Origin of the sequence: Kosakonia radicincitans DSM 16656, from assembly GCF_000280495.2 — a bacterium.
GTDB classification, from domain to species: Bacteria; Pseudomonadota; Gammaproteobacteria; order Enterobacterales; family Enterobacteriaceae; genus Kosakonia; species Kosakonia radicincitans.
This window is the reverse complement of record NZ_CP018016.1, coordinates 99,630-125,400: the sequence shown is the minus strand read 5'-3', so window position 1 is coordinate 125,400 and position 25,771 is coordinate 99,630. Positions and strand designations below refer to the sequence as shown.

The window sequence follows — 25,771 nt, the reverse complement described above, 5'->3', positions numbered from 1 at the left end:
CAGTAAGCCCGTGCGCCCTGGTACTTATACAAGCCACCGGGGACACAGGCTTAGCCAACAAAGAGGCAACAAGAAGAAGTGTATTTAGTGATTGCTGCGTTCGTCTTTGCGAGCACGACCCAATAGTGTCAATGCTGCCTCGCGTGCATTCTTTCCGCAATACAATACCTGATAAATTTCCTCGGTTATTGGCATTTCAACGCCAAACCGGTGCGCCAGAGCGCGAACTTCTTTGGTATTGCGATAACCTTCCACCACCTGGCCAATTTTGTCCTGTGCGCTTTGCACATCCATTCCCTGGCCAAGCATCATGCCGAAGCGACGGTTGCGCGACTGGTTGTCGGTACAGGTCAGCACCAGATCGCCTAAACCCGCCATGCCCATAAAGGTGGACGGATCGGCCCCCAGCGCCGCGCCAAGACGCGACATTTCCGTCAGACCGCGAGTAATCAGCGCCGTACGAGCATTCGCGCCAAAACCAATGCCATCAGACATTCCCGCGCCGATCGCAATCACGTTTTTCACCGCGCCGCCAAGCTGCACGCCGATGAAATCCGGGTTGCTGTAAACACGGAAGCTTTTGCCGCAGTGGAGAAGTTGCTGAAGATCTTCAGAAAATTGCGGATCGGTAGAAGCCAGCGAGATAGCCGTCGGCAAACCTGCCGCCAGTTCTTTGGCAAATGTCGGACCGGAGATTACCGCCAGCGGGATCGCCGAACCTAAAACTTCACGCGCCACGTCCTGTAGCAGTCGTCCGGTTTCCGCTTCCAGACCTTTCGTTGCCCACACAATGCGTGCATCATCGCGCATCAGCGGCTTTATCTGTGACAGCACATCGCCAAACACATGGCTGGGTACGACCACCAGAATATTGCGGCTGGCGGCCAGCGCACGCGCAAGGTCGCTTTCTAATTGCAGCGAATCAGGAAAAGGCACATCGGGAAGAAATGCGGCATTGCAACGATCGTGTTGCAGGGTCGCGATATGTTTCGGGTCATGACCCCACAGCACAACCTGGTGGCCATTTCTTGCCAGCGTGATAGCAAGAGCGGTGCCGTAAGAGCCGGCACCGATCACAGTCATTGCAGCATTAAGTGCGTTCATCAGGCATCCTGATGTTGTTCAGCACCTTCGCCAGTCTGCTGTTGCAGGTAGTTCATGAACAGCGCATCAAAGTTAACCGGCGCAAGGTTCAGTTGCGGGAATGTACCGCGGGATACCAGGCTGGTGATGCATTCACGGGCATACGGGAACAGAATGTTCGGGCAGTATGCACCCAGGCAATGCGCCATCTGCGTTCCTTCGATACCGTCGATAGAGAAGATACCGCCCTGCTGCACTTCGCACAGGAAGCCGGTTTCTTCACCAAGAGAAGCCGTGACAGTAACGCGCAATACGACTTCATAAACGCCTTCAGCCAGCTGCGTGGAGGCTGTGTCGAGATCCAGTTTCACTTCCGGCTGCCACTCTTTCTGGAAGACGTGCGGTGCATTCGGCGCTTCGAAAGAGATATCTTTCGTATAAATACGCTGAATCTGGAAAGTCATTTCGGTGTTGTTTTGTTCAGACATGAGTGAATAACCCTTAAGTGTTGTAGTGCTTTAAAAGCATTAACGTAAAAGCGGATCCAGCCCGCCACGCGCATCCAGCGCATATAAATCGTCACAGCCGCCAATGTGCTGTGCATCAATAAAAATCTGCGGAACCGTTGTACGGCCACTACGTTGAATCATCTCTTCACGTTTTACCATGTCGCCATCGATAGGCAGCTCAGCAAAAGCGACGCCTTTGCTGCTCAGCAGCGCTTTTGCGCGATGGCAGAACGGGCAGGTTGCTTTCGTGTAGATCTCAATATTGGCCATGACTTTAGTCTCCTGATGTCCCCTGCGAGCCGCAGCTCGCCGGAGCAATTATTTACCGCGAACCAGTGGCAGATTCTCACCGATCCAGCCAGAGATGCCATCTTTCAGCACAAAGACTTTCTCGAAGCCCGCTTTCACCAGCTCATTTGCCGGCGCCTGCGCCTGCATGCCACTACCGTCAACAACGATAATTGGCGCACTTTTGTGTTTCTCAAGCTCACCTACATTATTGGCTTTGATCTCGTTTGGCAGCAAATTAACTGAGCCTGCAATGTGCCCTTTTCGGAAATCATCACGCTGACGCAAATCCACAACGACAGCCTCTTCTTTGTTGATCAGGCGTGTGGCTTCGCCGCGAGAAATCACTTTTACTTTCGACGCCAGGCCTTTGAAAGTAGTGAATAATACAGCCCCGAATAACGCAATCCAGGCGATACACAGTATGGGGTTGCGGCTAATAAATTGCATAATTTCTTGCATCTGGGGTAACAGCTCCCGACTTAGTGATTAAAAAACCAGGAAAGGAGTATACCTGCGCAGTGTGGCAAATACAGCCAGCGAGCGCGATGGAATGCATTTTCTGCGGAGTGTTACGAAAAAAAGAAAGAAACACCCGTAAATCAGCCCCACAGGCAGCCGCTTTCTTTGATCTTCTGCGGCTATTTTATCGATTCAGCTGTAGTAAAATTACGCAAAATTTTTTTTGTCTTCTGAGCAAGAGGGTGTCGCAATGTCGGTTTCTAAAAAACCTATGGTACTGGTGATTCTTGATGGCTACGGCTACCGCGAAGACCAGCAGGATAACGCTATTTTCAACGCAAAGACCCCGGTAATGGACCAGCTGTGGGCAAAACGTCCGCACACCCTGATTGATGCGTCAGGCCTTGAAGTCGGTCTGCCGGATCGCCAGATGGGGAACTCCGAAGTCGGCCACGTCAACCTCGGCGCGGGTCGCATTGTTTATCAGGATCTGACCCGTCTGGACGTTGAAATTAAAGAACGTACCTTCTTCAGCAACCCGGTGCTGAGCGGCGCGGTGGATAAAGCCGTAGCAGCCGGTAAAGCCGTGCACATTATGGGCCTGCTTTCCGCAGGCGGCGTGCACAGCCACGAAGACCATATTATGGCGATGGTAGAACTGGCCGCAGAGCGCGGCGCTGACAAAATCTACCTGCATGCGTTCCTCGACGGTCGCGATACGCCGCCGCGCAGCGCGGAATCTTCACTGAAAAAATTCGAAGACAAGTTTGCCGCGCTGGGCAAAGGCCGCGTCGCTTCAATCATCGGCCGTTACTACGCCATGGATCGCGACAACCGCTGGGATCGCGTAGAGCAGGCATATGATCTGATGACGCAAGCGAAAGGCGAGTTTACTGTCGACAGCGCGGTGGCTGGCCTGCAAGCGGCTTACGCCCGCGATGAAAACGATGAATTCGTCAAAGCGACCGTGATCCGTGCTGCGGGTCAGGCTGATGCCGCGATGCAGGATGGCGATGCGCTGATTTTCATGAACTTCCGTGCTGACCGCGCGCGTGAGATTACCCGCGCTTTCGTCAACGCGGATTTCGACGGCTTCGCACGTAAGAAAGTGGTTAATGTGGATTTCGTGATGCTGACGGAATATGCCGCAGACATCAAAACTGCCGTGGCTTACCCACCAGCCTCTCTCGCTAACACGCTTGGCGAGTGGATGGCGAAGCACAACAAAACGCAGTTGCGCATCTCTGAAACAGAAAAATATGCGCATGTGACCTTCTTCTTTAACGGCGGTGTTGAAGAGCCGTTCCCGGGCGAAGACCGTATTCTGATCAACTCGCCAAAAGTGGCGACTTACGATTTGCAGCCGGAGATGAGCTCCGCCGAGCTGACCGAAAAACTGGTTGCGGCGATCGCCAGCGGCAAATACGACACCATCATCTGTAACTACCCGAACGGTGATATGGTTGGTCATACCGGCGTATTCGATGCAGCAGTTGCCGCGGTTGAAGCGCTGGATCACTGTGTGGCGGAAGTGACCAAAGCGGTCGAAGCTGTGGGCGGTCAATTGCTGATCACCGCCGATCACGGTAACGCAGAACAGATGCGCGACCCGGCAACCGGCCAGGCGCATACCGCGCACACCAACCTGCCGGTGCCGCTGATCTACGTTGGCGATAAGCCAGTGAAGGCTGTTGCAGGCGGAAAACTTTCCGATATCGCACCGACCATGCTGACGCTGATGGGCATGGAAATCCCGCAAGAGATGACTGGTAAGCCGCTGTTCATCGTGGAATAATCGCTCCCCATGAGGGGAAAGGCGATTTTTTCAATTACATGGGGCAGGTTCCGGCCCCTTCTCTGCGCCAGCGCACTCAGCGCTGGCGCATTGCTGTGCGCCGTTTCCGCCCATGCGGATGACCGCGACCAGCTCAAATCCATTCAGGCCGATATCGCCGAGAAAGAGCGCGCGGTACGCCAGCAACAACAGCAACGCTCCGGCCTTCTTGCCCAGCTTAAAGCGCAGGAACAGGCTATTTCCGCCGCCGCCCGCCAGTTGCGGGAAACCCAGAACACACTTGCGCAACTCAACCGCCAAATCGATGAGATGAATGCCTCGATCGCCAAACTGGAACGCCAGCGCGCGGCGCAGGAACGCAATCTCGCAGCGCAACTTGATGCCGCGTTCCGCCAGGGGCCGCACACGGGCATTCAGTTGCTTTTAAGCGGTGAAGAGAGCCAGCGCGGCCAGCGTTTACAGGCTTACTTCGGCTATCTCAACAAGGCACGCCAGGAAACGATCGCCCAGTTGAAGCAAACGCGTGAAGAAGTGGCGACGCAGAAAACCGAGCTGGAAGAGAAACAGAGCCAGCAACAAACCCTGCTTTACGAGCAAAAAGCGCAGCAGGCCAAGCTTGAACAAGCCCGTAATGAGCGGCAGAAAACCCTTTCCGGGCTGGAATCCTCTATCCAGGAAGGACAACAGCAGCTCAGCGAGATGCGCGCCAACGAATCCCGCTTGCGTGACCGCTTAGCCCGTGCGGAAGCGGCAGCCAAAGCGCGCGCCGATCGTGAAGCGCGTGAAGCGCAGGCCGTGCGCGATCGCCAGAAAGAAGCCAGCAGCAAAGGCACCACCTACAAACCCACCGAAAGCGAACGCTCGCTGATGTCCCGTACCGGCGGGTTAGGCTCGCCATCGGGCCAGGCAATCTGGCCGGTTCGCGGTCCGTTGTTGCATCGTTATGGCGAACAGTTGCAGGGTGAGCTACGGTGGAAAGGGATTGTTATCGGTGCGTCTGAAGGCAGCGAAGTTAAAGCGATCGCCGATGGACGTGTGATCCTGGCCGACTGGCTACAGGGTTACGGCCTGGTGGTCGTGGTTGAGCACGGTAAAGGCGACATGAGCCTCTACGGTTATAACCAGAGCGCGCTGGTCAGCGTCGGCACGCAGGTGCGCGCAGGCCAACCGATAGCCCTCGTAGGCAGCAGTGGCGGTCAGGGCCGGCCTTCACTCTATTTCGAAATTCGCCGTCAGGGTCAGGCGGTCAATCCACAGCCGTGGTTGGGAAGATAAGTTTTGCTTCAGTTTCGTCATCTTGCGCTTTCTCTCGCCGTTGCGCTGGTTTTTTCTGCGCCGGTTCTCGCTGGAAAACTGGCTATCGTTATCGATGACTTTGGTTATCGTCCTCAGACTGAAAATCAGGTGCTGGCGATGCCACAGGCGATTTCCGTTGCGGTATTGCCCAACGCCACACATGCGCGGGAAATGGCGACCAAAGCCCATAACAGCGGCCATGAAGTGCTGATTCACCTGCCGATGGCGCCGCTCAGCAAACAACCGCTGGAAAAAGACACGCTGCGTCCGGAAATGAGCAGCGCGGAGATTGAACGTATTATCAGCGATGCCGTCAGCAAAGTGCCCTACGCCGTGGGGCTGAATAACCACATGGGCAGCGCCATGACGTCGAGCCTGTTCGGCATGCAGAAAGTGATGCAGGCGCTGGAGCGCTATAACCTCTACTTTCTCGACAGCATGACCATTGGCAACAGCCAGGCGATGCGCGCAGCGACGGGAACCGGCGTGAAGGTGTTGAAACGCAAAGTGTTTCTCGACGATACGCAAAACGAAGGCGATATTCGTCGTCAGTTTAACCGCGCCGTTGAGCTGGCTCGCCGCAACGGTTCCGCCATTGCTATCGGTCATCCGCATCCGGCGACCGTCCGCGTCCTGCAACAGGCGCTGTCCAGCCTGCCTGCGGATATCACGCTGGTGCGCCCGAGCAGCCTGCTGAATGAGCCGCAGATCGATACCTCAACACCAAATACCACAGCGCCCGGCGGCATCACTCCGCCACCACGTAACCCGTTCCGCGGTGTTAAACAGTGTAAAACGAAGCAAAAACCGCAGCCGGTTTATGCCAGCCGCTTCTTTAGCGTGGTGGGTGAAAGCATTAGCGACAGTTCGTTGGTTCACTATATGCAAAACCAGTGGCGCGGCTGGGGTCAAAAACAATAATTTCGCGCCGGTTAACTGAGATTCAGCACACGGTGCCTGTGTTTTAAGCATCACTATTGTGCAAGCCAAAAGGTTAAGAAATGCCGCAACGACATAAGATTCTCCTGCTTGATACGGGTAAAGAGTGGGGTGGTGGTACAAACAGCATGCTCGAACTTCTGAAGCGTATCGATCGCCAGAAGTTCGATATTACGTGCTGTTTTTACAATAATTACAACCGCGCCCAGGGACAAACTATCGAGCAGGTTTTACACAGCATCGGCATTCCGCTTATTGTCATCCCGCAACGCAGGCAGCCCTGGTGGGCAAAACTCGCCAAAGAAACGGGCCGCGGGTTACTCTTTTTTTCCAGAACTGCACGTAAATCTTATACCCGTTATATCGATCGGCTGTGGCGTATCCAGCCGAATGTCCACAGTATTGAGAGCTTATTGAAACAAGGCGGCTACGATACGCTGTACATGAACAACCAGCCGGGCTCCAACGAAGAAGGCTACCTTGCCGCGGCGAGGCTGCCAGTGCGCCTGATTCAACACTGCCGTATCGAGCCAGTGCTGAATGAACCTTTGGTGGCACTGGTGAACCGCTATGCCACGCAGATCATTGCCGTATCCCACGGCGTTGAACGCGTTTTGCTTCAGCATGGCGTTAAGCCGGAGCTCTGTACGACGGTAAATAACGCGATTGATATCCATCAGAAAATGCCGGACCGCCGCGCAATGCGCCAACAGTTGGGGCTGGATGATGAAACGTTTATTTTTGGCAGTATCGGCTCGCTGATCCCGCGCAAAGCGAACCATCATACTCTCAGCGCATTAAGCGCATTTAGCCAGCGCAACCCGCAGGCTAAATGGAAGATGATCATTGTTGGCGAAGGCGTGGAACGCGGTGCGTTGCTTAATCAGGCAAAATCACTGGGGATTGCGGAACGGATCGTGTTTACCGGTTTTCAGAACCAGCCTTTTGACTACCTTTCCACTTTCGATGCCTTTATTCTGGCATCGCAAAGCGAAGGTCTACCGCGCGTTGTTCTGGAAGCCATGCTGTTAAAAATCCCCGTTATTGGATCCGCCGTGACTGGTACGGCCGAGCTTATCGAAGATCAGGTAACAGGATTATTGTTTCCGTGGAGTGATATCGCCCTGCTTTCATCACATCTGGAGCAGGTATGGGCAAGCGAAACGCTGCGCTCACAGCTGGTCACCAGAGCCTACGAAAACGTATGCCATCATTACGCCATTGAGCATTACGTGGCTGGTGTTGAAGCCGTGCTAGAAACCCCTTCTTCAGAACGAGAGCGTCATGTTTAAATTTCTCAACTCCCGATACCGCCATATTACCGGCCGCCACAATATTCCTTATGCGACGCTTTCTCCGAATGAGAAACGTGTTGCGGTGGATTCCGTCGTCATTCCCTGTACAGGCGCGGATTACATTGAGGAAGCGCTGTTATCGGCAACCTTTGCCGAACGTTATGCGCAAGAGATAACGGAAATTGTCATTGTCAGCGATCAGCCGGCATCCGCATTTGGTCAGTTGCCCGCTAAAACGCGCGTCGTGACGCTCGATCTGCCGAAACGTGAAGAGCACTATCGCTACAAACAAATTTACCTGAGCCGCCTGATTAAGCTGAATGCGCCTTTGCAGGCCAAAGGAGAAGGTATTTTGATGATCGATTCCGATCTGAATTTACTCAAAATGCCTGAAATCCGTATGACGGATATGCATATATATTCCAGCTTCCGGCAGGGAAAAATGATTGCCAAGCTGGACGGCGCGCCCACAGAAAAGGTTCCTGCCTACTATAAAGAGACCGTGCGCCCGTATTTAGTGGATCACGTTAACGGCGCTTTTCTTGCGGCAACAAAAAAAACCTGGCGGCGTATTTGTCCGCTTTGGCTGACGTTGTTCCAGGATACCTGGGAACTGATGGACGATAGCCAGCCGCCAACCGATCAGCTGCCGCTCGCAGCGTTACTGGATTTGCTGGACCTAAAGACGATTAATTTGGGTGACTGGATGAACTGGCCGGTTTCCAAGAAAATCGGCGGTCAGGAAGCGGTTATTCCCAAAGAGGTTATTGGCGCCCATGGTGGTTTTCCGCTCTCCGAATGGCAAAAATATCTCGACTCGACAGATAATAAATTGCTTTTCAAAGGTCAGGACTATACGCGTAAAGTGCGCTACCTGACCGATCAAGAGAAGTTACAGAAATGACAAAGGGGCCGCGGCCCCTTTTATTGTTGAAATGTGCTTCACGGCTCTGGGCGGAGTGGCTGCCTTAAGTTGTTCTTTTCTCATGATCTTCCGTCGTTGCAGAGAATTTCTCTTCCTTGTGGGCATACCAGGCTTTGAAATATTTCATAAAGCTGTAGAGCGTGGCATACAGCCCGGTGGCAGCGCCCACTTTCCCTTCACGCCATGCGCCGCTAAACAGATACCATTTAAAAAAAGCCCCGATAGCGCTAATAATTCCCCGCAAAACAGAAGGCCGAATATCACGATATTTAACCAACCGCGAGGTGTAGCTATTTAGCTTATTAAACATCTCGTGCAGTGTATGAAACGTATCATGACGTACCCGGCCTGGTATTTTTTCGCAGGTCATCTCTCCGATGACCTGATCGTCAACCGGACGATCGTTAAAGCGTGCACGCTGGCGGTTAAATAAACGTACCGGAAAATCCGGTGAAGAAATGGGATAGAGCGTACGCACTTCTTTTCCCAACACATACCAGTAACGGGGCAGTTGCCACGCCCGCTCAGGCGTGGGTTCCTCACCCGCTTTTAATTTAAGGATATAGTTAACGACCTGCTCATCGAGTATTTCATCGCTGTCCATGCACAGAACCCAGTCGTGAGCGGCAATACTAATGGCATAGTTCATTTGCTGTCCGTGTATATCGAAGGGACGGTGATGAACATCTATTCCGTATTCCCGGCATATTTCCAGCGTTGCATCCGTACTACCGGAATCCACAACAACGAAATCATCTGCAATGATAATGAGCGGCGGCAAGACTTCCCGTAACAGGCGCGCCGAATTAAATGTCAGCAAACAGACCGATATTTTGAACATATCGCTCACCCGCAATGAAAGTTAAACCAATCATCAACAGCGTAGCCGAGTTAGCATTATCGACCAGGTGAAATGTTGCGGTTACACAGAATTGCACGTCAGGAGGTGAACTTTGTTGTAAAAAAAGACGCCCGCAGGCGTCTTTTTTATTTATTCCCAGCTCAGAATCACCTTGCCGGATTGACCCGAGCGCATGGCATCGAAGCCCTGTTGGAAGTCGTCAACGCCGAAACGGTGAGTGATAATCGGTGAAAGATCCAGACCAGACTGAATCAACGCCGCCATCTTGTACCAGGTCTCAAACATTTCACGGCCGTAAATCCCTTTGATAAACAGTCCTTTGAAGATGACTTTGTTCCAGTCGATCGACATATCCGAAGGCGGAATACCGAGCATTGCGATGCGCCCGCCGTGGTTCATGGTATCGAGCATCGTACGGAATGCCGGTGGCGCGCCGGACATCTCGAGGCCCACATCGAACCCTTCGGTCATGCCCAGCTCTGCCATCACATCGGCCAGGCTCTCTTTGGCTACGTTCACGGCGCGGGTAACGCCCATTTTGCGAGCCAGTTCCAGGCGATACTCATTCACATCGGTGATCACCACATGGCGGGCGCCGACATGCTTCGCCACGGCCGCCGCCATGATGCCAATCGGACCGGCGCCGGAGACCAGCACATCTTCCCCCACCAGATCGAAAGAGAGCGCGGTATGCACGGCGTTGCCAAACGGATCAAAAATAGAGGCCAGATCGTCAGAGATATTGTCCGGAATTTTAAACGCGTTAAACGCCGGGATCACCAGATACTCGGCAAAACAACCCGGACGATTTACGCCGACGCCAATGGTGTTGCGGCACAGATGCGTACGCCCGGCGCGGCAGTTACGGCAGTGGCCGCAGGTAATATGACCTTCACCGGAGACGCGATCGCCAATCTTGAAGCCTTTCACTTCCTGACCGATCCCCACCACTTCGCCGACATATTCGTGGCCAACCACCATCGGCACGGGAATGGTTTTTTTCGACCAGTCATCCCAGTTGTAAATATGCACGTCGGTGCCGCAAATCGCGGTTTTACGAATTTTAATCAGCAGATCGTTATGGCCGACTTCCGGTTCCGGGACGTCGGTCATCCAGAGGCCTTCTTCCGCTTTCAGTTTGGATAACGCTTTCATGTCAGGCCCTCAGGCAATCACACCCAGTTGTTTACCAATGCGGATAAACGCCGCCACCGCACGTTCAATTTGCCCAGTGCTGTGCGCCGCAGACATCTGCGTGCGGATACGCGCCTGGCCTTTTGGCACCACCGGGTAGAAGAAACCGGTGACGTAAATGCCCTCTTTTTGCAGCTCGCGGGCAAAGTTTTGCGCCACGACAGCATCGCCCAACATCACCGGGATAATGGCGTGATCGGCACCCGCCAGCGTAAAGCCTGCAGCGGTCATTTTTTCGCGGAACAGGCGAGCATTGGCCCACAGACGGTCACGCAACTCCGCGCCGGATGCCAGCATCTCCAGCACTTTAATGGAGGCAGCAACAATCGCCGGTGCCAGCGAGTTGGAGAACAGATAAGGGCGGGAACGCTGACGCAGCCACTCCACCACCTCTTTGCGCGCGGCAGTGTAACCGCCGGATGCGCCGCCCAGCGCTTTGCCGAGCGTACCGGTGATGATGTCCACGCGCCCCATGACATCACAGTACTCGTGCGTACCGCGACCGTTCGCGCCAACAAAACCAACTGCGTGAGAGTCATCCACCATCACCAGCGCGTCATATTTATCTGCCAGATCGCAAACGCCTTTCAGATTCGCGATCACGCCGTCCATTGAGAACACGCCATCGGTGGCAATCAGCACGTGGCGAGCGCCCGCTTCACGCGCCTCTTTCAGACGAGCTTCCAGCTCCTGCATATCGTTATTGGCATAGCGATAGCGCTTCGCTTTACACAAACGCACACCGTCGATGATCGATGCGTGGTTCAGCGCATCGGAAATAATGGCATCTTCCGCGCCGAGCAGCGTTTCAAACAGCCCGCCGTTGGCGTCGAAGCAGGAAGAGTAGAGAATGGAATCTTCCATGCCGAGAAACTCGGCCAGCTTCTGCTCCAGCACTTTGTGGCTGTCCTGAGTACCGCAAATAAAGCGTACCGACGCCATGCCGAAACCATGGCTGTCCATTCCCGCTTTCGCGGCGGCAATCAGTTCGGGATGGTTGGCCAGACCGAGGTAGTTATTGGCGCAGAAGTTAATGACGTGGCTACCATTCGCCACGGTGATATCAGCCTGTTGAGCCGACGTGATAATGCGTTCTTCTTTAAACAACCCTTCCGCCCGGGCGGTTTCCAGGTCATTCGTTAACTGTTGATAAAAATCCCCACGCATCGCAATTCTCCAGACTGGGCAAATTTCGGCACATCTTACCGAAAGCTATGCAGTGATACGAGATGACGCATCACCCATTATGTAATTTGTAGCATAAATCACGCATCGCTAAGCCCTTCTCTGGGGGAATGGCTGAAGGGGCGACAATGTGATGGTATGATAAGAATTATTAGTGTCTGAGATTGTCTCAACGCTCCACTTTTCAAAGGTACAGTTATGATCATCGTTACCGGCGGCGCGGGTTTTATCGGCAGTAACATTGTTAAAGCCCTGAATGATAAAGGCATCACTGATATTCTGGTGGTGGACAACCTGAAAGACGGCACCAAGTTTGTCAATCTGGTTGACCTGCACATCGCCGACTACATGGATAAAGAAGACTTCCTGATCCAGATTATGGCCGGGGAAGAGTTCGGCGACATTGACGCGGTATTCCACGAAGGTGCGTGCTCCTCCACGACAGAGTGGGACGGCAAGTACATGATGGATAACAACTATCAGTACTCTAAAGAGCTGCTGCATTACTGCCTGGAACGTGAAATCCCCTTCCTGTATGCCTCTTCCGCAGCCACGTACGGCGGTCGAACTTCCGACTTCATTGAATCCCGCGAGTATGAAAAACCGCTGAACGTTTACGGCTACTCAAAAATGCTGTTTGACGAATATGTGCGCAGCATTCTGCCGGAAGCGAATTCACCGGTTGTCGGTTTCCGCTATTTCAACGTTTATGGTCCGCGTGAAGGCCACAAAGGCAGCATGGCAAGCGTGGCTTTCCATCTCAATACCCAACTGAACAACGGTGAAAGCCCGAAACTGTTCGAAGGTAGCGATAACTTTAAGCGCGACTTCGTCTACGTTGGCGATGTGGCCGCCGTGAATCTGTGGTTCTGGGAAAACGGCGTTTCCGGTATTTATAACCTCGGCACTGGCCGCGCAGAATCTTTCCAGGCGGTTGCAGATGCGACGCTGGCTTACCATAAGAAAGGTTCTATTGAGTACATTCCGTTCCCCGAGAAACTGAAAGGTCGCTACCAGGCGTTTACCCAGGCGGATCTTACTAACCTGCGCAAAGCGGGCTATGACAAGCCATTTAAAACCGTTGCCGAAGGCGTCACCGAGTATATGGCCTGGCTGAACCGCGACGCGTAAGTATGAAAATTTTGGTCATTGGCCCGTCATGGGTGGGCGACATGATGATGTCGCAAAGTCTCTATCGCACGCTCAAAGCGCGCTTTCCCCAAGCGATAATCGATGTGATGGCACCCGCGTGGTGCCGTCCTCTTTTATCACGCATGCCGGAAGTCAACGAAGCGATCCCGATGCCATTGGGCCACGGCGCGCTGGAAATTGGCGAGCGCCGCAAGCTGGGCCATAGCCTGCGGGAAAAACGCTATGACCGGGCATACGTCCTGCCAAACTCCTTTAAATCGGCGCTGGTCCCCTTCTTTGCCAGAATCCCTCATCGTACCGGCTGGCGCGGCGAGATGCGTTATGGGCTGCTGAACGATGCGCGGGTACTGGATAAGCAAGCCTGGCCGCTGATGGTCGAACGCTACGTAGCGCTGGCCTATGACAAAGGCGTCATGGCCTCGGCGAAAGATCTGCCGCAGCCGCTACTGTGGCCACAGTTGCAGGTCAATGACGGGGAAAAAACACAAGCCTGCGCCGCATTTGCCATCTCAGCAGAACGCCCGATGATTGGCTTCTGCCCCGGCGCGGAGTTCGGCCCGGCCAAGCGCTGGCCGCACTATCACTATGCGGAACTGGCAAAGCAGTTGATTGACGAAGGTTATCAGGTGGTGCTGTTCGGTTCCGCGAAAGACCATGAAGCGGGCAACGAGATCCTCGCCGCGCTGAATGTCGAGCAACAAGCCTGGTGCCGCAATCTGGCCGGGAAAACCCAGCTGGAACAAGCCGTGGTGTTGATCGCCGCCTGCAAAGCGGTCGTCTCCAACGACTCCGGTTTGATGCACGTCGCCGCCGCGCTCAACCGTCCGCTGGTGGCGCTGTACGGCCCAAGCAGCCCGGATTTTACCCCGCCGCTGTCGCATAAAGCGCGCGTCATCCGTTTGATTTCCGGCTATCACAAAGTGCGTAAAGGCGATGCTGCCGAAGGCTATCACCAGAGCCTGATCGATATTACGCCGCAACGCGTACTGGAAGAGTTAAATGCATTGCTGCTGGATGCGGAAGGATAACCGATGCGGGTATTGATCGTGAAAACCTCCTCAATGGGCGATGTGCTGCATACCTTGCCCGCGCTGACAGATGCCATGCAGGCGATTGCTGGGGTCCGCTTTGACTGGGTGGTCGAAGAGGGATTTGCCCAGATCCCCTCCTGGCATGCCGCCGTTGATCGCGTTATTCCGGTGGCAATCCGCCGCTGGCGTAAAGCCTGGTTTTCCGCGCCCATTGTGGCAGAGCGCAAAGCCTTCCGCGAAGCCGTGCAGGCCGAACGTTACGATGCCATTATTGATGCGCAGGGCCTGGTGAAAAGCGCCGCGCTGGTTACCCGGCTGGCGTGCGGAGTAAAACACGGGCTGGACTGGAGCAGCGCCCGCGAGCCGCTGGCAAGCCTGTTTTACAATCGTCGCCACCACATCACAAAACAGCAACATGCGGTGGAACGTATCCGCGAGCTGTTTGCAAAAAGCCTCGGTTACGCGAAACCGCAAACCCAGGGCGATTATGCGATTGCGCGCCATTTTGCCGTTGCCGATACGGCGCATCCGCCGTACGCCATCTTTTTGCACGCCACCACCCGCGATGATAAACACTGGCCGGAAAGCCGCTGGCGTGAACTGCTCGAATTAATGCAACCAACCGGCATCCATATTAAACTCCCATGGGGTGCGGAACATGAACGCCAACGAGCGGAACGCATGGCTGCGGGCTTTGATCATGTTGAAGTTTTGCCTAAACTTTCGCTGGCGCAGGTTGCGGCACAACTTGCCGGCGCGCAGACTGTCGTTTCCGTCGATACGGGGCTGAGCCATTTAACGGCTGCGCTCGATCGCCCCAATATCACGCTGTTTGGCCCAACCGATCCGGGGCTAATTGGCGGATACGGCAAAAATCAGCATCAGGTGGTAAGCCCAACCGGGCGGATGGGAGATATAACAGCGGATGAGATTTTCACGTTTCTTCAGAACCACCAGCCACTGCGCGACAGAGATGCCTAATCAATGAGTTATATTTTTCTGCTGATTTTATTACTGCCGGTGAAAATCATCCGCAAGTTATTCCGTAAGAAAACCGGGCGCAATCTGGTCATTCAAACGGCTAAAATCGGCGATTTTATTAACGTGACACCCTTACTGGCGTACCTGCAGAAAAGTGACGTACTGATGAGCCGAAGCGTCAGCATGCTGGCACAGCATGATGAGACCATTGAAACGGCTTTTTTTATTGAGCAGCGCAAACGCAATCTGTGGCAAAAACTCAGTTTCGCCTGTCATATCATGAACCGCTACGACAATGTTTATCTGCTGCAACCGAATAGCGCAAACCTGTTCTTTGCCGCTGTTTGTAATGCCAGTAATAAGCAGTTTCTCAGTACTTACGCGCGCAAGTGGTATCACGGGGTCTTCTATGCAACGGCAGATGGTATCGTCGATCATGGAAAAAAGACGTTGTCCGTAACCAATTATCTGCAGCTGGCTGACCGTTCACTGTCCTGGGAGATGTCTCCCAAGCACGCGACAAAACCGCTCTTCAGGCCTGCCGTCTATCCGGAGATCCTCGATAAACCCGGCGTCATTCGTATCGGTATCAGTATTTCCGCAGGTAACAAAGCCAAAACGGTTCCGCCGGTTATCTGGAAACGGATTGTTGATTGCCTGGCAACGCTACCCTGCGTGTTTTACGTGTTTGGAACGCCGAATGAGCAGTCGTGGATGGATGACATTACCGCAGCCTACGGCAACTTCCCCAATTTCGTTAATATGATAGGTAAAGTCTCACTTGAAGAATTGCCCTGGGCTATTTCCAAAATGGACTGCTATATCGCTTCGGATTCGGGGAATATTTATATCGCCGATGCGGTTAATGTTCCGGTCGTTATGCTATTCGGGCCGTGTTGCCATTACGAACAACGCCCCTTAGGCAAGACACTTTTGATTGGTGATGACAAGAATATTTGCTCTTATGTTTTTGAAACACAATATTATTTTTCGCAAGATCGTGAGGAATTATTTGCCGTTACCGATACCTCGCTTGATCAGATTGAACAATTCATTCGTGAATTACCCAAAGCCAGCGCATTACTAAATGTTAGCGACGCACAAGGTAACTGATTCTATGGCTTTTCTTAGCGTCATCATCGCAGCACATAACGCTGAAAAAACACTTACCGAGACCCTTGAAAGCCTGCTGGCAGCAATCGATACCTGCGCTCAAGAGCTTGAAATTATTATTTTTAACGACAGCTCAGAAGATGCAACGCAAACCATTATTGATGCGTGGAAGGATAAATTACCGCACGTTATTAGCCGTCAGGTAAACTACCGCAATGTCGGCCAGGTTCGTAATAGTGCCGTTTCTCTGGCCTCGGGTGAATACATCACAATGCTCGATAGTGATGACCAGCTAAAACCCAATAGTCTGCGTGATGCAGTAAATTTCCTCAAAGCACAGCAGCCAGATATGCTGTTGACACGTTTGCTTGAGATCCGCGATACCAGCAAAATTTCCACCTCGTGGCAGGGTTTTAATCCGATACCGTTATCAACACATGATGCTGTGCGACGTTTTCTGCTCCATAAGGATTTTCAGGCGCATCTTATTGGGCAGTTTATCCGTCGGGAGCTCTATAACAGTAATCCCATTCCTTCAATGATTTGTTACGAAGATTTTGCTGTATTTCCCGGGATGTTGATGCAGGCTAAAAAAATATTTTATCAGCGCCAGGGATATTATTATTACATTAAACGTAACGACAGCCTCTCCAGTACCCTGAGCGCCAGCAAAATTGCGCCGCTTATTGAGTGTACGTTACAGATGGAAAAAACCTTTCCACGGAAATTCCGGCACCTGGTTAATTGCCACTGGTTTGATATTTACAGCAATCATAAGAAATATCTTACTGATAAACAGTTGCTCATAGTCAGGCAGCGCGTCAGTGAGCTTTATTCGCTTTCATTTTATCTGTCCAGCGATGTTCGTTTCAGCTATAAAAAAAGGGTCATTGAGGCACTATGGAAAAAGTAAGATTACGGCTTTATCTGTTAACACTTGTTTTAGCATTTGCCTCGGTGGCACTTGCCCTTGTCAATTCAGGCATGCAGAGACAATGCTTTTATATTGCCGTATACGCCAGTATTATTGGCTTACTTTTTGAGTACAAACGAATTTCCCTTCGTCCTTTTAGTATCGCACTGCCAATTTTACTTATCGGCGTGTTAAATCTGGCGTGGTACTTCATTTATGAATACCAGACGGAAGGCATTAACAGATATAGCGACTACCTTGGCGCCAGCAAGAAGCTGATGCTGGCAAGCTTGTTAGTTTTCTATATTGATCGATTTAAGTACTACGTAACCAAAGAGAACTTCCAGAAATATTTCCTGATCGCCACAGCTACGGGTTATACGCTGGCAACGGCTTACGGCCTGTGGCAAGCCTCACAGGGCGTGGATCGCGTTATGATGGCAATTAATCGCGCGACCGTGTCCGCCTATGTGTATTCCGTTCTTTCGTTGGCCTTCGTTTATAGCCTCTATTTGCAGCAAAGTGTAAAACTCTACGTGCTGGCTGGCGTCACTATTTTGCTTTCCTGGTTCATTATTCTACTGACCGGTACGCGAGCGGCTATGGGGCTGTATTTAATTCTGGCCATTGTGCTGACACTTTACCATTTCCGTAAATTCCATCTTAAATCCATGGTGATTTTTTGCTGCATCGTGGCAGGTATTTTTCTCGTAAGCTATAAGCCGCTGATTGAGCCTAAGATAGCACAAACGCAATCGGAGATTGAGGATTATCAGAAAGGTCAGGATAGTACTTCACTCGGCGCTCGCTTCTCCATGTGGATTATTGGCGTACAAAACGGCCTTGCACACCCATTAGGGCAGTCCATCGAGAGCCGTGAAATCTGGTCGCAAAATTATGTCAACGATGGGCATCCGCATCTTGCGGCCTCACTTGAATACATCAGGATTCATTTGCACAATGAATTTATCGAGAAGTATTCGCTTCAGGGTATCCCGGGGCTGCTGCTGCTCTTATTCTTCTTTATTTCGGTGATTTCTTACGCCATCCGCAATAATAACGGACTGCTGCTGGTGACAGTGCTGCTTTTACTACTGTACGGAATGACTGACGTCATACTTCTGAGTTCCGAGGCGGTGCTATTCTTTATGGCCATCTTTGCGCTGGCCACATCCTTTTCGCGAAGGGAAGCGTGACGATAAAAAAATGCCCGATAAATCGGGCATTTTTTATTTCTGCTGCTGATAAAACCCGGCCAGCGTCATACCCTGTGTTCTGGTAGCCAGCCACTCAAACAGCTCTTCAAGATCCCGGTACAGCCCCTCAATCGCGGCCTCATCCTTAAAGGTTGGGCTGCCGCCCGGCATAAATTCCGATGAATGCAGCATAAACTCGACGTATCCATTCCCTTGCGCCAGACATTTTTGCGCAACATCAATCATCTGTGCTGTATTTCCGCCGGAAGGGCGTAACCAGTTCACCGAAGGCGAACGGTATTTACCGCGCAACCGATCGTAGCTCTGCTTAATCACGTTGAGCCACGCGGGATGCTTATATTGAATACTCATCGGAACCTCAAGCAGTGAACTGGTTCCGGGCTTAGAAATATCATCAACATCAATGAAATAGGCATGCTGCGGGAAATGCTGGTAATCCGTACCGCCAGAACCCTGCGGCGCGCCTTTCGCATTACGCCAGTTAACACGAGGTGTAACCGAACAGTCTACCTGGTAGCCCAGTTCGATAAGCAATTTCGCGTAGCGGCTGTCGAACGCCCAGCGTCCGGCGCGATGGCTCAACATTTTGGTGCTGAATGTATCCTCAAGTAACTGCGTCATAAAACAGACTTTTTCACGCAATACTGCCGAGGGATACTCAATCAGATAGGGCTGCCAGCGCCAGTCATCGCCCGTTAAATCATGATCCGGGGGGCTATTCCATGCATGCAGGTGCATCCCAACCTCCCCTTCCCCCCGGGCGATGACGTCTTTCGCGAACTCAACAAACGCTGGATCGGTTGCCATTTCATAATTGGTTAGCCAGACAGGTTTAAACCCGAAACGCTCACACAATGATTGAAAACGTGCCAGATACCGCGTGTTCTCCGTTTTGATCTCGCGGCGATTTTGCCAGAGGTTATCACCCTCTGTATCAATCGTGATGATAAACGCCGGTTTATCCATATTTAGCCCAGGTAAAATAAAGGTCAGTGCTATGTTACGCACTCTCATCACAATGAGTAAACCCTTAGAGATAAAATCCTGACGGCATGGAGAAAGAGTGCAAGACAACAGCAGGTCTATTAGAATTGCAGGCAGGTTGTTGCCGATAAGACGATGATGAATAACATACTGAATACGCCTGATTTACGCATTTTATTGATTAAACTTCGTCATCATGGCGACATGTTGCTGACCACTCCGGTGATAAACTCGCTTCGCCGGGGCTTGCCGGATGCACAGATTGATGTCCTGCTGTACGAAGAAACACGCGATATGCTGGCAGCGCACCCGGCGATTAATACGATTTACGGTATCGATCGCAAATGGAAGCAACTTGGTACGCTCAAACATTTGCAAAAAGAGTGGCAGTTACTGTGCGCACTCAGGGCCCGCCAATATCATCTGGTGATAAACCTTGCCGATCAATGGCGCAGCGCTATCGTTACTCGCTTTACCGGCGCACCGGTTCGTCTCGGCTTCGGCTTCAATAAACGTAAAAACGCCTTTTGGCGCTTTTGTCATACCGAACTGGTTTCCGTTGCAAACCACAATGCGCTGCACACCGTTGAGCAGAATTTATCTATTCTTTCTCCTTTATCGGTTCCTCCCGTCTCAACGGTGACGATGAGTTACAGCGCGGATGACTGGAATTTCGCCCGGCAACAGCTGACAGCACAAGGCGTCAGCGATCGCTATATCGTTATTCAGCCAACATCACGCTGGTTCTTCAAGTGCTGGGATGAAAACAAAATGGCGCAAACTATCACGGCGCTGCGACAGGAAGGCCATACCATTGTGTTGACGGCCGGACCGGATAAAAAAGAGCTGTCGATGGTCGACAGGATCCTCAGCGCATCGCCGCAGGACGGCGTTATCTCGCTGGCAGGCCAGCTCTCGCTGTGCCAGCTTGCGTCGCTTATCGACCATGCCGATCTGTTTATTGGTGTTGATTCTGTACCCATGCACATGGCCGCAGCGTTGCAAACACCCTGCGTTGCGCTTTTCGGCCCGTCAAAACTCACTTTCTGGTCGCCCTGGCAAGTTAATGGCGAAGTTATCTGGGCGGGTAATTTTGGGCCACTCCCCGACCCTGACGCCGTTGATACTAAAACCAGTGAACGTTATCTCGACGCTATCCCCGTTGATGCGGTTGTCGATGCAGCGAAGAGGTATCTGGCATGAAACGTCATCGGCTGGCTATTGTTCGTCAAAAATATCGTCCTGATGGCGGTGCGGAGCGCTTTGTTTCCCGTGCGCTCATGGCGCTTGGTAATCAGGATCTGGAATTAAACGTCATCACCCGCGAATGGCAAGGGGAGCGCCAGGACGACTGGCACATTCATATTTGCAATCCCGCCAAATGGGGACGTATTAGCCGGGAACGGGGCTTTGCTAACGCTGCGCGCGCGCTATGGCAGGAGCAGCAATTTGATATCGTTCAGAGTCACGAGCGTATTGCGGGTTGCGATATCTATCGCGCCGGCGACGGCGTGCATCAACGTTGGCTCCGGCAGCGTTCGCGTATTCTTCCCGGTTGGCGTGCAAAAATGCTGATGCATGACCGCTATCACCGCTATGTTATGCGCGCCGAACGCGAAATGTATCAGTCGCCAGAGCTGAAAGCAGTCATCTGCAATGCGGAGATGATTAAGCGAGAAATCATCGAAGACTTTTCCGTTGACGCAAAAAAGATTCACGTCATTTATAATTCAATAGATTCCAGCCGTTTCATTCCGGCGGAGAGCGCGCAGCGTGCAGCGTTGCGCCAGCAGTATGGGCTTCCTGCTGCTGCAACTGTTTTTTGCTTTGTTGGCTCGGGTTTTGAACGAAAAGGCCTCGCTGCGGCGATTGAGGCGATAGCAGGAACTACGGCTTATCTGATTGTCATAGGCCAGGATAAAGCAGAAAAGCGTTATCAGGCGCTTGCCCAGTCACTGGGCTGTAAAGAACAGATCCGGTTTATGGGTATGCAAAAAGAGACGCTGCCTTTTTATCAACTTTCCGATGGCCTGTTGCTACCAACGTTGTATGATCCTTTCCCAAACGTCATTCTGGAAGCGATGGCATGCGGTTTACCCGTCATCACTTCGGATAGCTGCGGTGGAGCGGAATTTATAGAGCAAGGAAGTAATGGTTTCTTCTGTGATGCCCTTGATATCGGCAAGTTAAGAGAGGCTGTGATGGCCATTCCATCACTGGAAAAGAGTAATGACATGGGCAGGAAAGCCCGCGATAAGGTTAAGGACTCAACCCCAGGAAAGCTGTCAAGCCAGCTAATTTCGCTTTATCAAAATATTCTGGATTAATATGCGCATCCTGATGATTATTGATGGCTTACCCGGTGGAGGCGCAGAAAAAACCGTCCTCACGCTCTCCAGCGGCTTAGTGGAAATGGGACACCAGGTCTCGCTTTTCTCACTGCGTAAAGTGTGCGATTACCCCATTCCCGAAGGTGTGGATTTCCAGGTAATTCAGGATAAATGCAAAAAACCCTGGCGCAAGCTGACAGAGATCCCGCGTCGGGCAAAGCTGTTAGATGAAGCGATTACTACGGCAGAACGTAGCGGAAAGTTTGATATTGTTTTTTCCCATCTGCATAAAACCGACCGTATTGTTGCCCACAGCCGCGCGCTTGATCGCGACAAAGTCTGGTTTTGTATTCACGGCATGTTCTCATTTTCTTATCTTTGCCACCGCCGTGGATTTTCCCGCTGGTTTAAGCATCTGAAGATTCGGCACACCTACGAAAACCGCAATGTGGTGGCCGTCTCGTCAGCCGTGCTGCACGATCTTTCCGACACGCTGGCAATCCCTCTGCGTCGCAGCGCAGTTATCCATAACCCCTTCAATATTGAAGCTATCCAGCAACTGGCCGAACAGCCGTTTGAAATGCAGGGGCAGGACTACCTGATTCACGTTGGGCGTTTCCACGAACACAAAAGGCACGACCGCTTGCTGCGCGCTTATGCGCTTAGCAAAATCGAGGCGCCTTTAGTGATGATGGGTAACGGCTCAGATGCAAAAATCGCCCAGTTAAAGGCGCTTGCAGGCAGTCTTGGAATCGCTGACAGGGTTGTGTTTCGTTCATTTGTACCTAACCCCTATCCCTGGATCAAGGGTGCTCGCCTCTTAGTGTTAAGCTCGGACTGCGAAGGATTTGGTAATGTTCTGGTCGAGGCGATTATCTGCCAGACGCCACCGGTGAGCACTAACTGCCCGGGTGGGCCGGCGGAGATTTTGACAGGGCCACTTGCACGCGGCCTTAGCGGCCTGAGCGACGAGTCGCTGGCAAAAACGTTATCCGATATGTATGCCAATAATTCCCAGGGAATAGATGGCGAGAAAATTTCATCTTACGGTATCAACGCGATTTGCCAGCAGTATCTTGCTCTGGCGGAAAATAATAAGTAATCAGGTTTCTTATGCAAATTTCAGCGCCTATGTTAAGCGTGGTGGTTGCCGTCTATAACGGCGAAGCGTTCCTCGACCAGTTTTTCACTTGCCTCGTCGCACAAAAAATCGACAGCATGGAAGTGATCATTGTCAATGATGGTTCTACGGATGGATCGATGCAGATCGTGGAACAATGGCGCGATCGACTACCGCAGTTACAGGTTATTGAGCAAGAAAACCAGGGTGTATCGGTTGCCCGCAATTCCGGGCTTGCCTGCGCAAAGGGAAAATACCTCTCCTTTCCGGACATTGATGACGTTTTCAAACCCGGTATGTATCAGCGCCTGCTTGACATGGCCAACACAGGGAATCTGGATGTTGCGACCTGTAACGGTAACTATGTCTGGGAAAACGACAAAAAACCCACCCGTCCGATTTTTCCGCCTGAAAAGTTACAGTCAACGGGCGTCATGACCGGCCCGGCATGGCTTAAACAGGCCCTGGATTCGCGTAAATTCCTGCATGTCACCTGGCTGAATATCTATCGCCACGATTTCATTCTTCAGAATAACTTTCATTTCGAACCGGGTCTTCGCCACCAGGATATCCCCTGGACAACGGAAGTTCTGCTCGCTGCCGAGCGCGTGCAATATACCAGCGAGCAATTTTACGATTACTACATCCACTCAGCATCTGTTTCGCACATGCCGGACACTGACGACACGCTGATTCGCTCGGCGCGCCACTACATGAAAATCCTGCAAATGCTGGACGCAATTAACCAGCGCTATGCGGATAAAGTGAAAAATATACCGGCATGTTACTGGCAGATAGCCAAAGAAGGGCTCGGCATCATCCATACCTTTGATAACATGAAGGATGAAAGCAAGAAAGCGATGATCATTCGCGAGTTTTTCGAAAAAGGCATCTGGAAGCTCATCTGGAAAAGTGCAAAAAGTCCACGTTTGCGCTGGCGCCTTGGCCGCCGCTACTTCCGTCTCAAAAGGTATCTGGCATAAGGTATAGCTTTAGCTGCCCTAAATGCTTAGAATTTGCCCGCCGAATCTTAAAAAAACGGATAGTCGCTTGGAATTGTTGTATACCACCCTGCTTTACTTAATACAGCCTCTGGTGTGGTTGCGATTATTACTTCGCAGCCGCAAAGCCCCTGCTTACCGTAAGCGCTGGGCTGAACGCTATGGATTTTGTCGTAACAAAGTGAAGCCGGACGGTATTTTGCTGCATTCCGTCTCCGTAGGCGAAACCCTGGCGGCGATCCCGCTGGTACGTGCGCTGCGCCATCGCTACCCTGCATTACCGATCACCGTCACCACCATGACACCAACCGGCTCGGAACGCGTGATGTCCGCGTTTGGTAAAGACGTTCATCACGTTTATTTGCCCTACGATCTGCCGTGCGCCATGAACCGTTTCCTGAATACCGTGCGCCCGAAGCTGGTGATCGTAATGGAGACCGAGCTATGGCCGAATATGATTTCCGCCCTTCGTGCCCGGAAAATTCCGCTGGTAATTGCTAACGCGCGCCTTTCCGAGCGCTCGGCGAAAGGCTATTCCCGGTTGGGTAAAGCGATGCGTCGTTTGCTCAGCAAAATCACCTTAATTGCCGCGCAAAACCAGGAAGATGGCGACCGTTTCCTGCAACTGGGCCTGAAACGTAATCAGCTTACCGTCACCGGTAGCCTGAAGTTCGATATTTCTGTGACGCCGGAACTTGCCGCGCGCGCCGTGACGCTGCGCCGCCAGTGGGCGCCGCGCCGTAAAGTATGGATTGCCACCAGTACGCATGAAGGTGAAGAAACCATCATTTTACAGGCGCACCGCAAGCTGCTGGAAACCTTCCCCGATTTGCTGCTGATCCTGGTTCCTCGCCATCCTGAGCGTTTTCCGGATGCGCGCAACATGACGCAAAAAGCCGGGTTCAGCTACATCCTGCGCAGCTCGGGCGAGATCCCGTCCGGCAGCACCCAGGTGGTCATTGGCGATACCATGGGCGAACTGATGCTGCTGTACGGCATTGCCGACCTTGCTTTCGTCGGCGGCAGCCTGGTTGAGCGCGGCGGTCATAATCCTCTGGAACCCGCTGCCCATGCCATTCCTGTGCTGATGGGGCCGTATACCTTTAACTTCAAAGACATTTGCGCACGTTTGCAGGAAGCGGAAGGGCTGATCACTGTGACCGATGCCGATTCGCTGGTGAAAGAAGTTTCCACACTGCTGACGGATGAAGACTACCGTTTATGGTACGGTCGCCATGCCGTTGAGGTTCTGCACCAGAACCAGGGCGCGCTGGCGCGTCTGCTGCAACTCCTGCAACCGTATTTGCCTCAGCGGAGCCATTAATGTCCAGACGTTTGTCGGTGGTGATGATCGCCAAAGATGCGGCGGATCTGCTGCCCGATTGCCTTGCGTCCATAGCCTGGGCGGATGAAATCGTGCTGCTGGATTCCGGCAGCAGCGATGATACCCCCGGCATTGCCAGCCGCGCCGGTGCTAAAGTCTTCAGCCATACCGACTGGCAGGGTTATGGTATTCAGCGTCAAATTGCCCAGCGTTATGCCAGCGGCGACTATATTCTGATGATTGATACCGACGAGCGCGTAACCCCTGAGCTGGCAGAACAACTGCGTCAGGCGCTGGCTGCGCCGCAGCCCGGCGCGGTTTATAGCATTGCTCGTCGCAATTACTTTCTCGGGCGTTTTATGCGCCACAGCGGCTGGTATCCGGATCGCGTCACGCGCCTGTACGAACGCGAACGTTATCAGTACAACGATAACCGCGTTCATGAGTCACTCGATGCGCCACAGGCGCAGACTATCGCCCTGAGCGGTGATTTACTGCATCTGACCTGCCGTGATTTCGCCAGTTTCCAGCGCAAGCAGCTCAATTACGCCACGGCGTGGGCGCAGGAACGTCATCAGCATGGGAAAAAAACCTCGCTGCCGGGGATTTTCGCTCATACTTTGGGCGCATTCGCAAAAACGTTGCTGCTGCGCGGCGGCGTGCTCGATGGCAAACAGGGCTGGCTACTGGCGGTGGTTAACGCGCAGTATACGTTTAATAAATACACCGAGCTGTGGGCGCTGAACCACGGTTATTCAGAGAAAGAATAAGC

25 protein-coding genes are annotated in these 25,771 nt (G+C 52.5%); 17 read left to right on the top strand and 8 right to left on the bottom strand.

All coding sequences use genetic code 11. The features are described 5' to 3' along the window. Window positions 1-84 precede the first annotated feature (84 nt). From gpsA to Y71_RS00605, 4 genes are read right to left on the bottom strand one after another with little or no spacing between them, the layout of a single operon-like run. Window positions 85-1,104: an NAD(P)H-dependent glycerol-3-phosphate dehydrogenase gene (gene gpsA / locus Y71_RS00620; RefSeq protein ID WP_007369519.1), complete on the bottom strand. Its 1,020-nt coding sequence runs from the start codon at window positions 1,102-1,104 to the stop codon at window positions 85-87. Then, the gene (gene secB / locus Y71_RS00615; RefSeq protein ID WP_007369518.1) at window positions 1,104-1,571 is read right to left on the bottom strand and encodes a protein-export chaperone SecB; all 468 of its coding nucleotides are present in this window, start codon (window positions 1,569-1,571) and stop codon (window positions 1,104-1,106) included. The genes gpsA and secB overlap by 1 nt, the downstream gene beginning before the upstream one ends. A 39-nt stretch (window positions 1,572-1,610) precedes the next feature. Continuing rightward, window positions 1,611-1,862, bottom strand: coding sequence for a glutaredoxin 3 (grxC, locus tag Y71_RS00610; RefSeq protein WP_007369517.1), 252 nt, complete (start codon window positions 1,860-1,862; stop codon window positions 1,611-1,613). Between the two features lie 48 nt (window positions 1,863-1,910). Further along, window positions 1,911-2,342, bottom strand: a complete 432-nt coding sequence (locus Y71_RS00605) for a rhodanese-like domain-containing protein (RefSeq protein ID WP_007369516.1) — start codon at window positions 2,340-2,342, stop codon at window positions 1,911-1,913. Between the two features lie 250 nt (window positions 2,343-2,592). Between Y71_RS00605 and gpmM the strand changes: the two genes are divergently transcribed. From gpmM to Y71_RS00580, 5 genes are all read left to right on the top strand, one after another. After that, on the top strand, window positions 2,593-4,137 hold the full coding sequence (gene gpmM / locus Y71_RS00600; RefSeq protein ID WP_007369515.1) for a 2,3-bisphosphoglycerate-independent phosphoglycerate mutase: 1,545 nt from the start codon (window positions 2,593-2,595) through the stop codon (window positions 4,135-4,137). 9 nt (window positions 4,138-4,146) lie between these two features. Further along, window positions 4,147-5,412: a murein hydrolase activator EnvC gene (gene envC, locus Y71_RS00595; protein WP_007369514.1), complete on the top strand. Its 1,266-nt coding sequence runs from the start codon at window positions 4,147-4,149 to the stop codon at window positions 5,410-5,412. Window positions 5,413-5,415: 3 nt separating this feature from the next. Further along, window positions 5,416-6,354: a divergent polysaccharide deacetylase family protein gene (locus Y71_RS00590; RefSeq protein WP_007369513.1), complete on the top strand. Its 939-nt coding sequence runs from the start codon at window positions 5,416-5,418 to the stop codon at window positions 6,352-6,354. Between the two features lie 80 nt (window positions 6,355-6,434). Then, window positions 6,435-7,664, top strand: coding sequence for a glycosyltransferase (locus tag Y71_RS00585; protein ID WP_007369512.1), 1,230 nt, complete (start codon window positions 6,435-6,437; stop codon window positions 7,662-7,664). Next, window positions 7,657-8,571 carry a hypothetical protein gene (locus Y71_RS00580; RefSeq protein WP_007369511.1) on the top strand — a complete coding sequence of 305 codons (915 nt, stop codon included), beginning with the start codon at window positions 7,657-7,659 and terminating at the stop codon, window positions 8,569-8,571. The genes Y71_RS00585 and Y71_RS00580 overlap by 8 nt, the downstream gene beginning before the upstream one ends. 64 nt (window positions 8,572-8,635) lie before the next feature. On the opposite strand, the gene Y71_RS00575 is transcribed toward Y71_RS00580, so the two are convergent. The 3 genes from Y71_RS00575 to kbl form a co-directional block, all read right to left on the bottom strand. Beyond that, complete coding sequence (locus Y71_RS00575; protein WP_007369510.1) at window positions 8,636-9,433, bottom strand: glycosyltransferase family 2 protein; 798 nt, start codon at window positions 9,431-9,433, stop codon at window positions 8,636-8,638. Between the two features lie 150 nt (window positions 9,434-9,583). Beyond that, window positions 9,584-10,609, bottom strand: coding sequence for an L-threonine 3-dehydrogenase (gene tdh, locus Y71_RS00570; RefSeq protein ID WP_007369509.1), 1,026 nt, complete (start codon window positions 10,607-10,609; stop codon window positions 9,584-9,586). Between the two features lie 9 nt (window positions 10,610-10,618). Then, on the bottom strand, window positions 10,619-11,815 hold the full coding sequence (gene kbl / locus Y71_RS00565; RefSeq protein WP_007369508.1) for a glycine C-acetyltransferase: 1,197 nt from the start codon (window positions 11,813-11,815) through the stop codon (window positions 10,619-10,621). Window positions 11,816-12,031: 216 nt separating this feature from the next. Between kbl and rfaD the strand changes: the two genes are divergently transcribed. Genes rfaD through Y71_RS00535 form a run of 6 tightly spaced genes read left to right on the top strand, consistent with a single transcriptional unit; the run spans window position 12,032 to window position 18,219 of the window. Further along, window positions 12,032-12,964, top strand: a complete 933-nt coding sequence (gene rfaD, locus Y71_RS00560) for an ADP-glyceromanno-heptose 6-epimerase (RefSeq protein WP_007369507.1) — start codon at window positions 12,032-12,034, stop codon at window positions 12,962-12,964. 2 nt (window positions 12,965-12,966) lie between these two features. Then, a complete protein-coding gene (gene rfaF / locus Y71_RS00555; RefSeq protein WP_007369506.1) occupies window positions 12,967-14,013 on the top strand; it encodes an ADP-heptose--LPS heptosyltransferase RfaF in 1,047 nt (348 codons plus the stop codon). Window positions 14,014-14,016: 3 nt separating this feature from the next. Continuing rightward, window positions 14,017-14,997, top strand: coding sequence for a lipopolysaccharide heptosyltransferase RfaC (rfaC, locus tag Y71_RS00550; protein WP_007369505.1), 981 nt, complete (start codon window positions 14,017-14,019; stop codon window positions 14,995-14,997). 3 nt (window positions 14,998-15,000) lie between these two features. Continuing rightward, complete coding sequence (locus Y71_RS00545) at window positions 15,001-16,110, top strand: glycosyltransferase family 9 protein (protein ID WP_007369504.1); 1,110 nt, start codon at window positions 15,001-15,003, stop codon at window positions 16,108-16,110. Between the two features lie 4 nt (window positions 16,111-16,114). After that, window positions 16,115-17,023, top strand: coding sequence for a glycosyltransferase family 2 protein (locus tag Y71_RS00540; protein WP_007369503.1), 909 nt, complete (start codon window positions 16,115-16,117; stop codon window positions 17,021-17,023). Next, the gene (locus Y71_RS00535) at window positions 17,011-18,219 is read left to right on the top strand and encodes an O-antigen ligase family protein (protein WP_035886787.1); all 1,209 of its coding nucleotides are present in this window, start codon (window positions 17,011-17,013) and stop codon (window positions 18,217-18,219) included. Before Y71_RS00540 ends, Y71_RS00535 begins: the two co-directional genes overlap by 13 nt. A gap of 33 nt (window positions 18,220-18,252) precedes the next feature. Here Y71_RS00535 and Y71_RS00530 read toward each other — a convergent pair whose 3' ends face one another. Beyond that, the gene (locus Y71_RS00530) at window positions 18,253-19,206 is read right to left on the bottom strand and encodes a polysaccharide deacetylase family protein (protein WP_007369501.1); all 954 of its coding nucleotides are present in this window, start codon (window positions 19,204-19,206) and stop codon (window positions 18,253-18,255) included. 153 nt (window positions 19,207-19,359) lie between these two features. Here Y71_RS00530 and rfaQ point away from each other — a divergent pair, with 153 nt between their 5' ends. From rfaQ to Y71_RS00500, 6 genes are all read left to right on the top strand, one after another. Then, window positions 19,360-20,427, top strand: a complete 1,068-nt coding sequence (gene rfaQ / locus Y71_RS00525; RefSeq protein WP_007369500.1) for a putative lipopolysaccharide heptosyltransferase III — start codon at window positions 19,360-19,362, stop codon at window positions 20,425-20,427. Continuing rightward, the gene (locus Y71_RS00520; RefSeq protein ID WP_007369499.1) at window positions 20,424-21,551 is read left to right on the top strand and encodes a glycosyltransferase family 4 protein; all 1,128 of its coding nucleotides are present in this window, start codon (window positions 20,424-20,426) and stop codon (window positions 21,549-21,551) included. Before rfaQ ends, Y71_RS00520 begins: the two co-directional genes overlap by 4 nt. 1 nt (window position 21,552) lies before the next feature. Next, window positions 21,553-22,656 (top strand): glycosyltransferase, encoded by a 1,104-nt coding sequence (locus Y71_RS00515; RefSeq protein WP_007369498.1) that lies wholly within the window; start codon window positions 21,553-21,555, stop codon window positions 22,654-22,656. An 11-nt stretch (window positions 22,657-22,667) separates the two neighbouring features. Beyond that, a complete protein-coding gene (locus tag Y71_RS00510; RefSeq protein ID WP_007369497.1) occupies window positions 22,668-23,657 on the top strand; it encodes a glycosyltransferase in 990 nt (329 codons plus the stop codon). A gap of 67 nt (window positions 23,658-23,724) precedes the next feature. Continuing rightward, on the top strand, window positions 23,725-24,999 hold the full coding sequence (gene waaA / locus Y71_RS00505) for a lipid IV(A) 3-deoxy-D-manno-octulosonic acid transferase (RefSeq protein WP_007369496.1): 1,275 nt from the start codon (window positions 23,725-23,727) through the stop codon (window positions 24,997-24,999). Then, window positions 24,999-25,769: a glycosyltransferase family 2 protein gene (locus tag Y71_RS00500; protein WP_007369495.1), complete on the top strand. Its 771-nt coding sequence runs from the start codon at window positions 24,999-25,001 to the stop codon at window positions 25,767-25,769. The genes waaA and Y71_RS00500 overlap by 1 nt, the downstream gene beginning before the upstream one ends. The last annotated feature ends 2 nt before the right edge of the window (window positions 25,770-25,771 follow it).

What these genes read in the sequence shown, in the direction of transcription:
- Y71_RS00520 (WP_007369499.1), top strand. Translation starts at nt 20,424, where the DNA reads ATGAAACGTCATCGGCTGGCTATTGTTCGTCAAAAATATCGTCCTGAT.
- Y71_RS00575 (WP_007369510.1), bottom strand. Translation starts at nt 9,433, where the DNA reads ATGTTCAAAATATCGGTCTGTTTGCTGACATTTAATTCGGCGCGCCTG.
- Y71_RS00510 (WP_007369497.1), top strand. Translation starts at nt 22,668, where the DNA reads ATGCAAATTTCAGCGCCTATGTTAAGCGTGGTGGTTGCCGTCTATAAC.
- grxC (WP_007369517.1), bottom strand. Translation starts at nt 1,862, where the DNA reads ATGGCCAATATTGAGATCTACACGAAAGCAACCTGCCCGTTCTGCCAT.
- gpsA (WP_007369519.1), bottom strand. Translation starts at nt 1,104, where the DNA reads ATGAACGCACTTAATGCTGCAATGACTGTGATCGGTGCCGGCTCTTAC.
- envC (WP_007369514.1), top strand. Translation starts at nt 4,147, where the DNA reads ATGAGGGGAAAGGCGATTTTTTCAATTACATGGGGCAGGTTCCGGCCC.
- kbl (WP_007369508.1), bottom strand. Translation starts at nt 11,815, where the DNA reads ATGCGTGGGGATTTTTATCAACAGTTAACGAATGACCTGGAAACCGCC.
- secB (WP_007369518.1), bottom strand. Translation starts at nt 1,571, where the DNA reads ATGTCTGAACAAAACAACACCGAAATGACTTTCCAGATTCAGCGTATT.
- rfaF (WP_007369506.1), top strand. Translation starts at nt 12,967, where the DNA reads ATGAAAATTTTGGTCATTGGCCCGTCATGGGTGGGCGACATGATGATG.
- Y71_RS00540 (WP_007369503.1), top strand. Translation starts at nt 16,115, where the DNA reads ATGGCTTTTCTTAGCGTCATCATCGCAGCACATAACGCTGAAAAAACA.
- Y71_RS00515 (WP_007369498.1), top strand. Translation starts at nt 21,553, where the DNA reads ATGCGCATCCTGATGATTATTGATGGCTTACCCGGTGGAGGCGCAGAA.
- Y71_RS00535 (WP_035886787.1), top strand. Translation starts at nt 17,011, where the DNA reads ATGGAAAAAGTAAGATTACGGCTTTATCTGTTAACACTTGTTTTAGCA.
- Y71_RS00530 (WP_007369501.1), bottom strand. Translation starts at nt 19,206, where the DNA reads ATGGATAAACCGGCGTTTATCATCACGATTGATACAGAGGGTGATAAC.
- gpmM (WP_007369515.1), top strand. Translation starts at nt 2,593, where the DNA reads ATGTCGGTTTCTAAAAAACCTATGGTACTGGTGATTCTTGATGGCTAC.
- Y71_RS00605 (WP_007369516.1), bottom strand. Translation starts at nt 2,342, where the DNA reads ATGCAAGAAATTATGCAATTTATTAGCCGCAACCCCATACTGTGTATC.
- Y71_RS00545 (WP_007369504.1), top strand. Translation starts at nt 15,001, where the DNA reads ATGAGTTATATTTTTCTGCTGATTTTATTACTGCCGGTGAAAATCATC.
- Y71_RS00580 (WP_007369511.1), top strand. Translation starts at nt 7,657, where the DNA reads ATGTTTAAATTTCTCAACTCCCGATACCGCCATATTACCGGCCGCCAC.
- rfaQ (WP_007369500.1), top strand. Translation starts at nt 19,360, where the DNA reads ATGATGAATAACATACTGAATACGCCTGATTTACGCATTTTATTGATT.
- rfaD (WP_007369507.1), top strand. Translation starts at nt 12,032, where the DNA reads ATGATCATCGTTACCGGCGGCGCGGGTTTTATCGGCAGTAACATTGTT.
- Y71_RS00500 (WP_007369495.1), top strand. Translation starts at nt 24,999, where the DNA reads ATGTCCAGACGTTTGTCGGTGGTGATGATCGCCAAAGATGCGGCGGAT.
- rfaC (WP_007369505.1), top strand. Translation starts at nt 14,017, where the DNA reads ATGCGGGTATTGATCGTGAAAACCTCCTCAATGGGCGATGTGCTGCAT.
- tdh (WP_007369509.1), bottom strand. Translation starts at nt 10,609, where the DNA reads ATGAAAGCGTTATCCAAACTGAAAGCGGAAGAAGGCCTCTGGATGACC.
- Y71_RS00585 (WP_007369512.1), top strand. Translation starts at nt 6,435, where the DNA reads ATGCCGCAACGACATAAGATTCTCCTGCTTGATACGGGTAAAGAGTGG.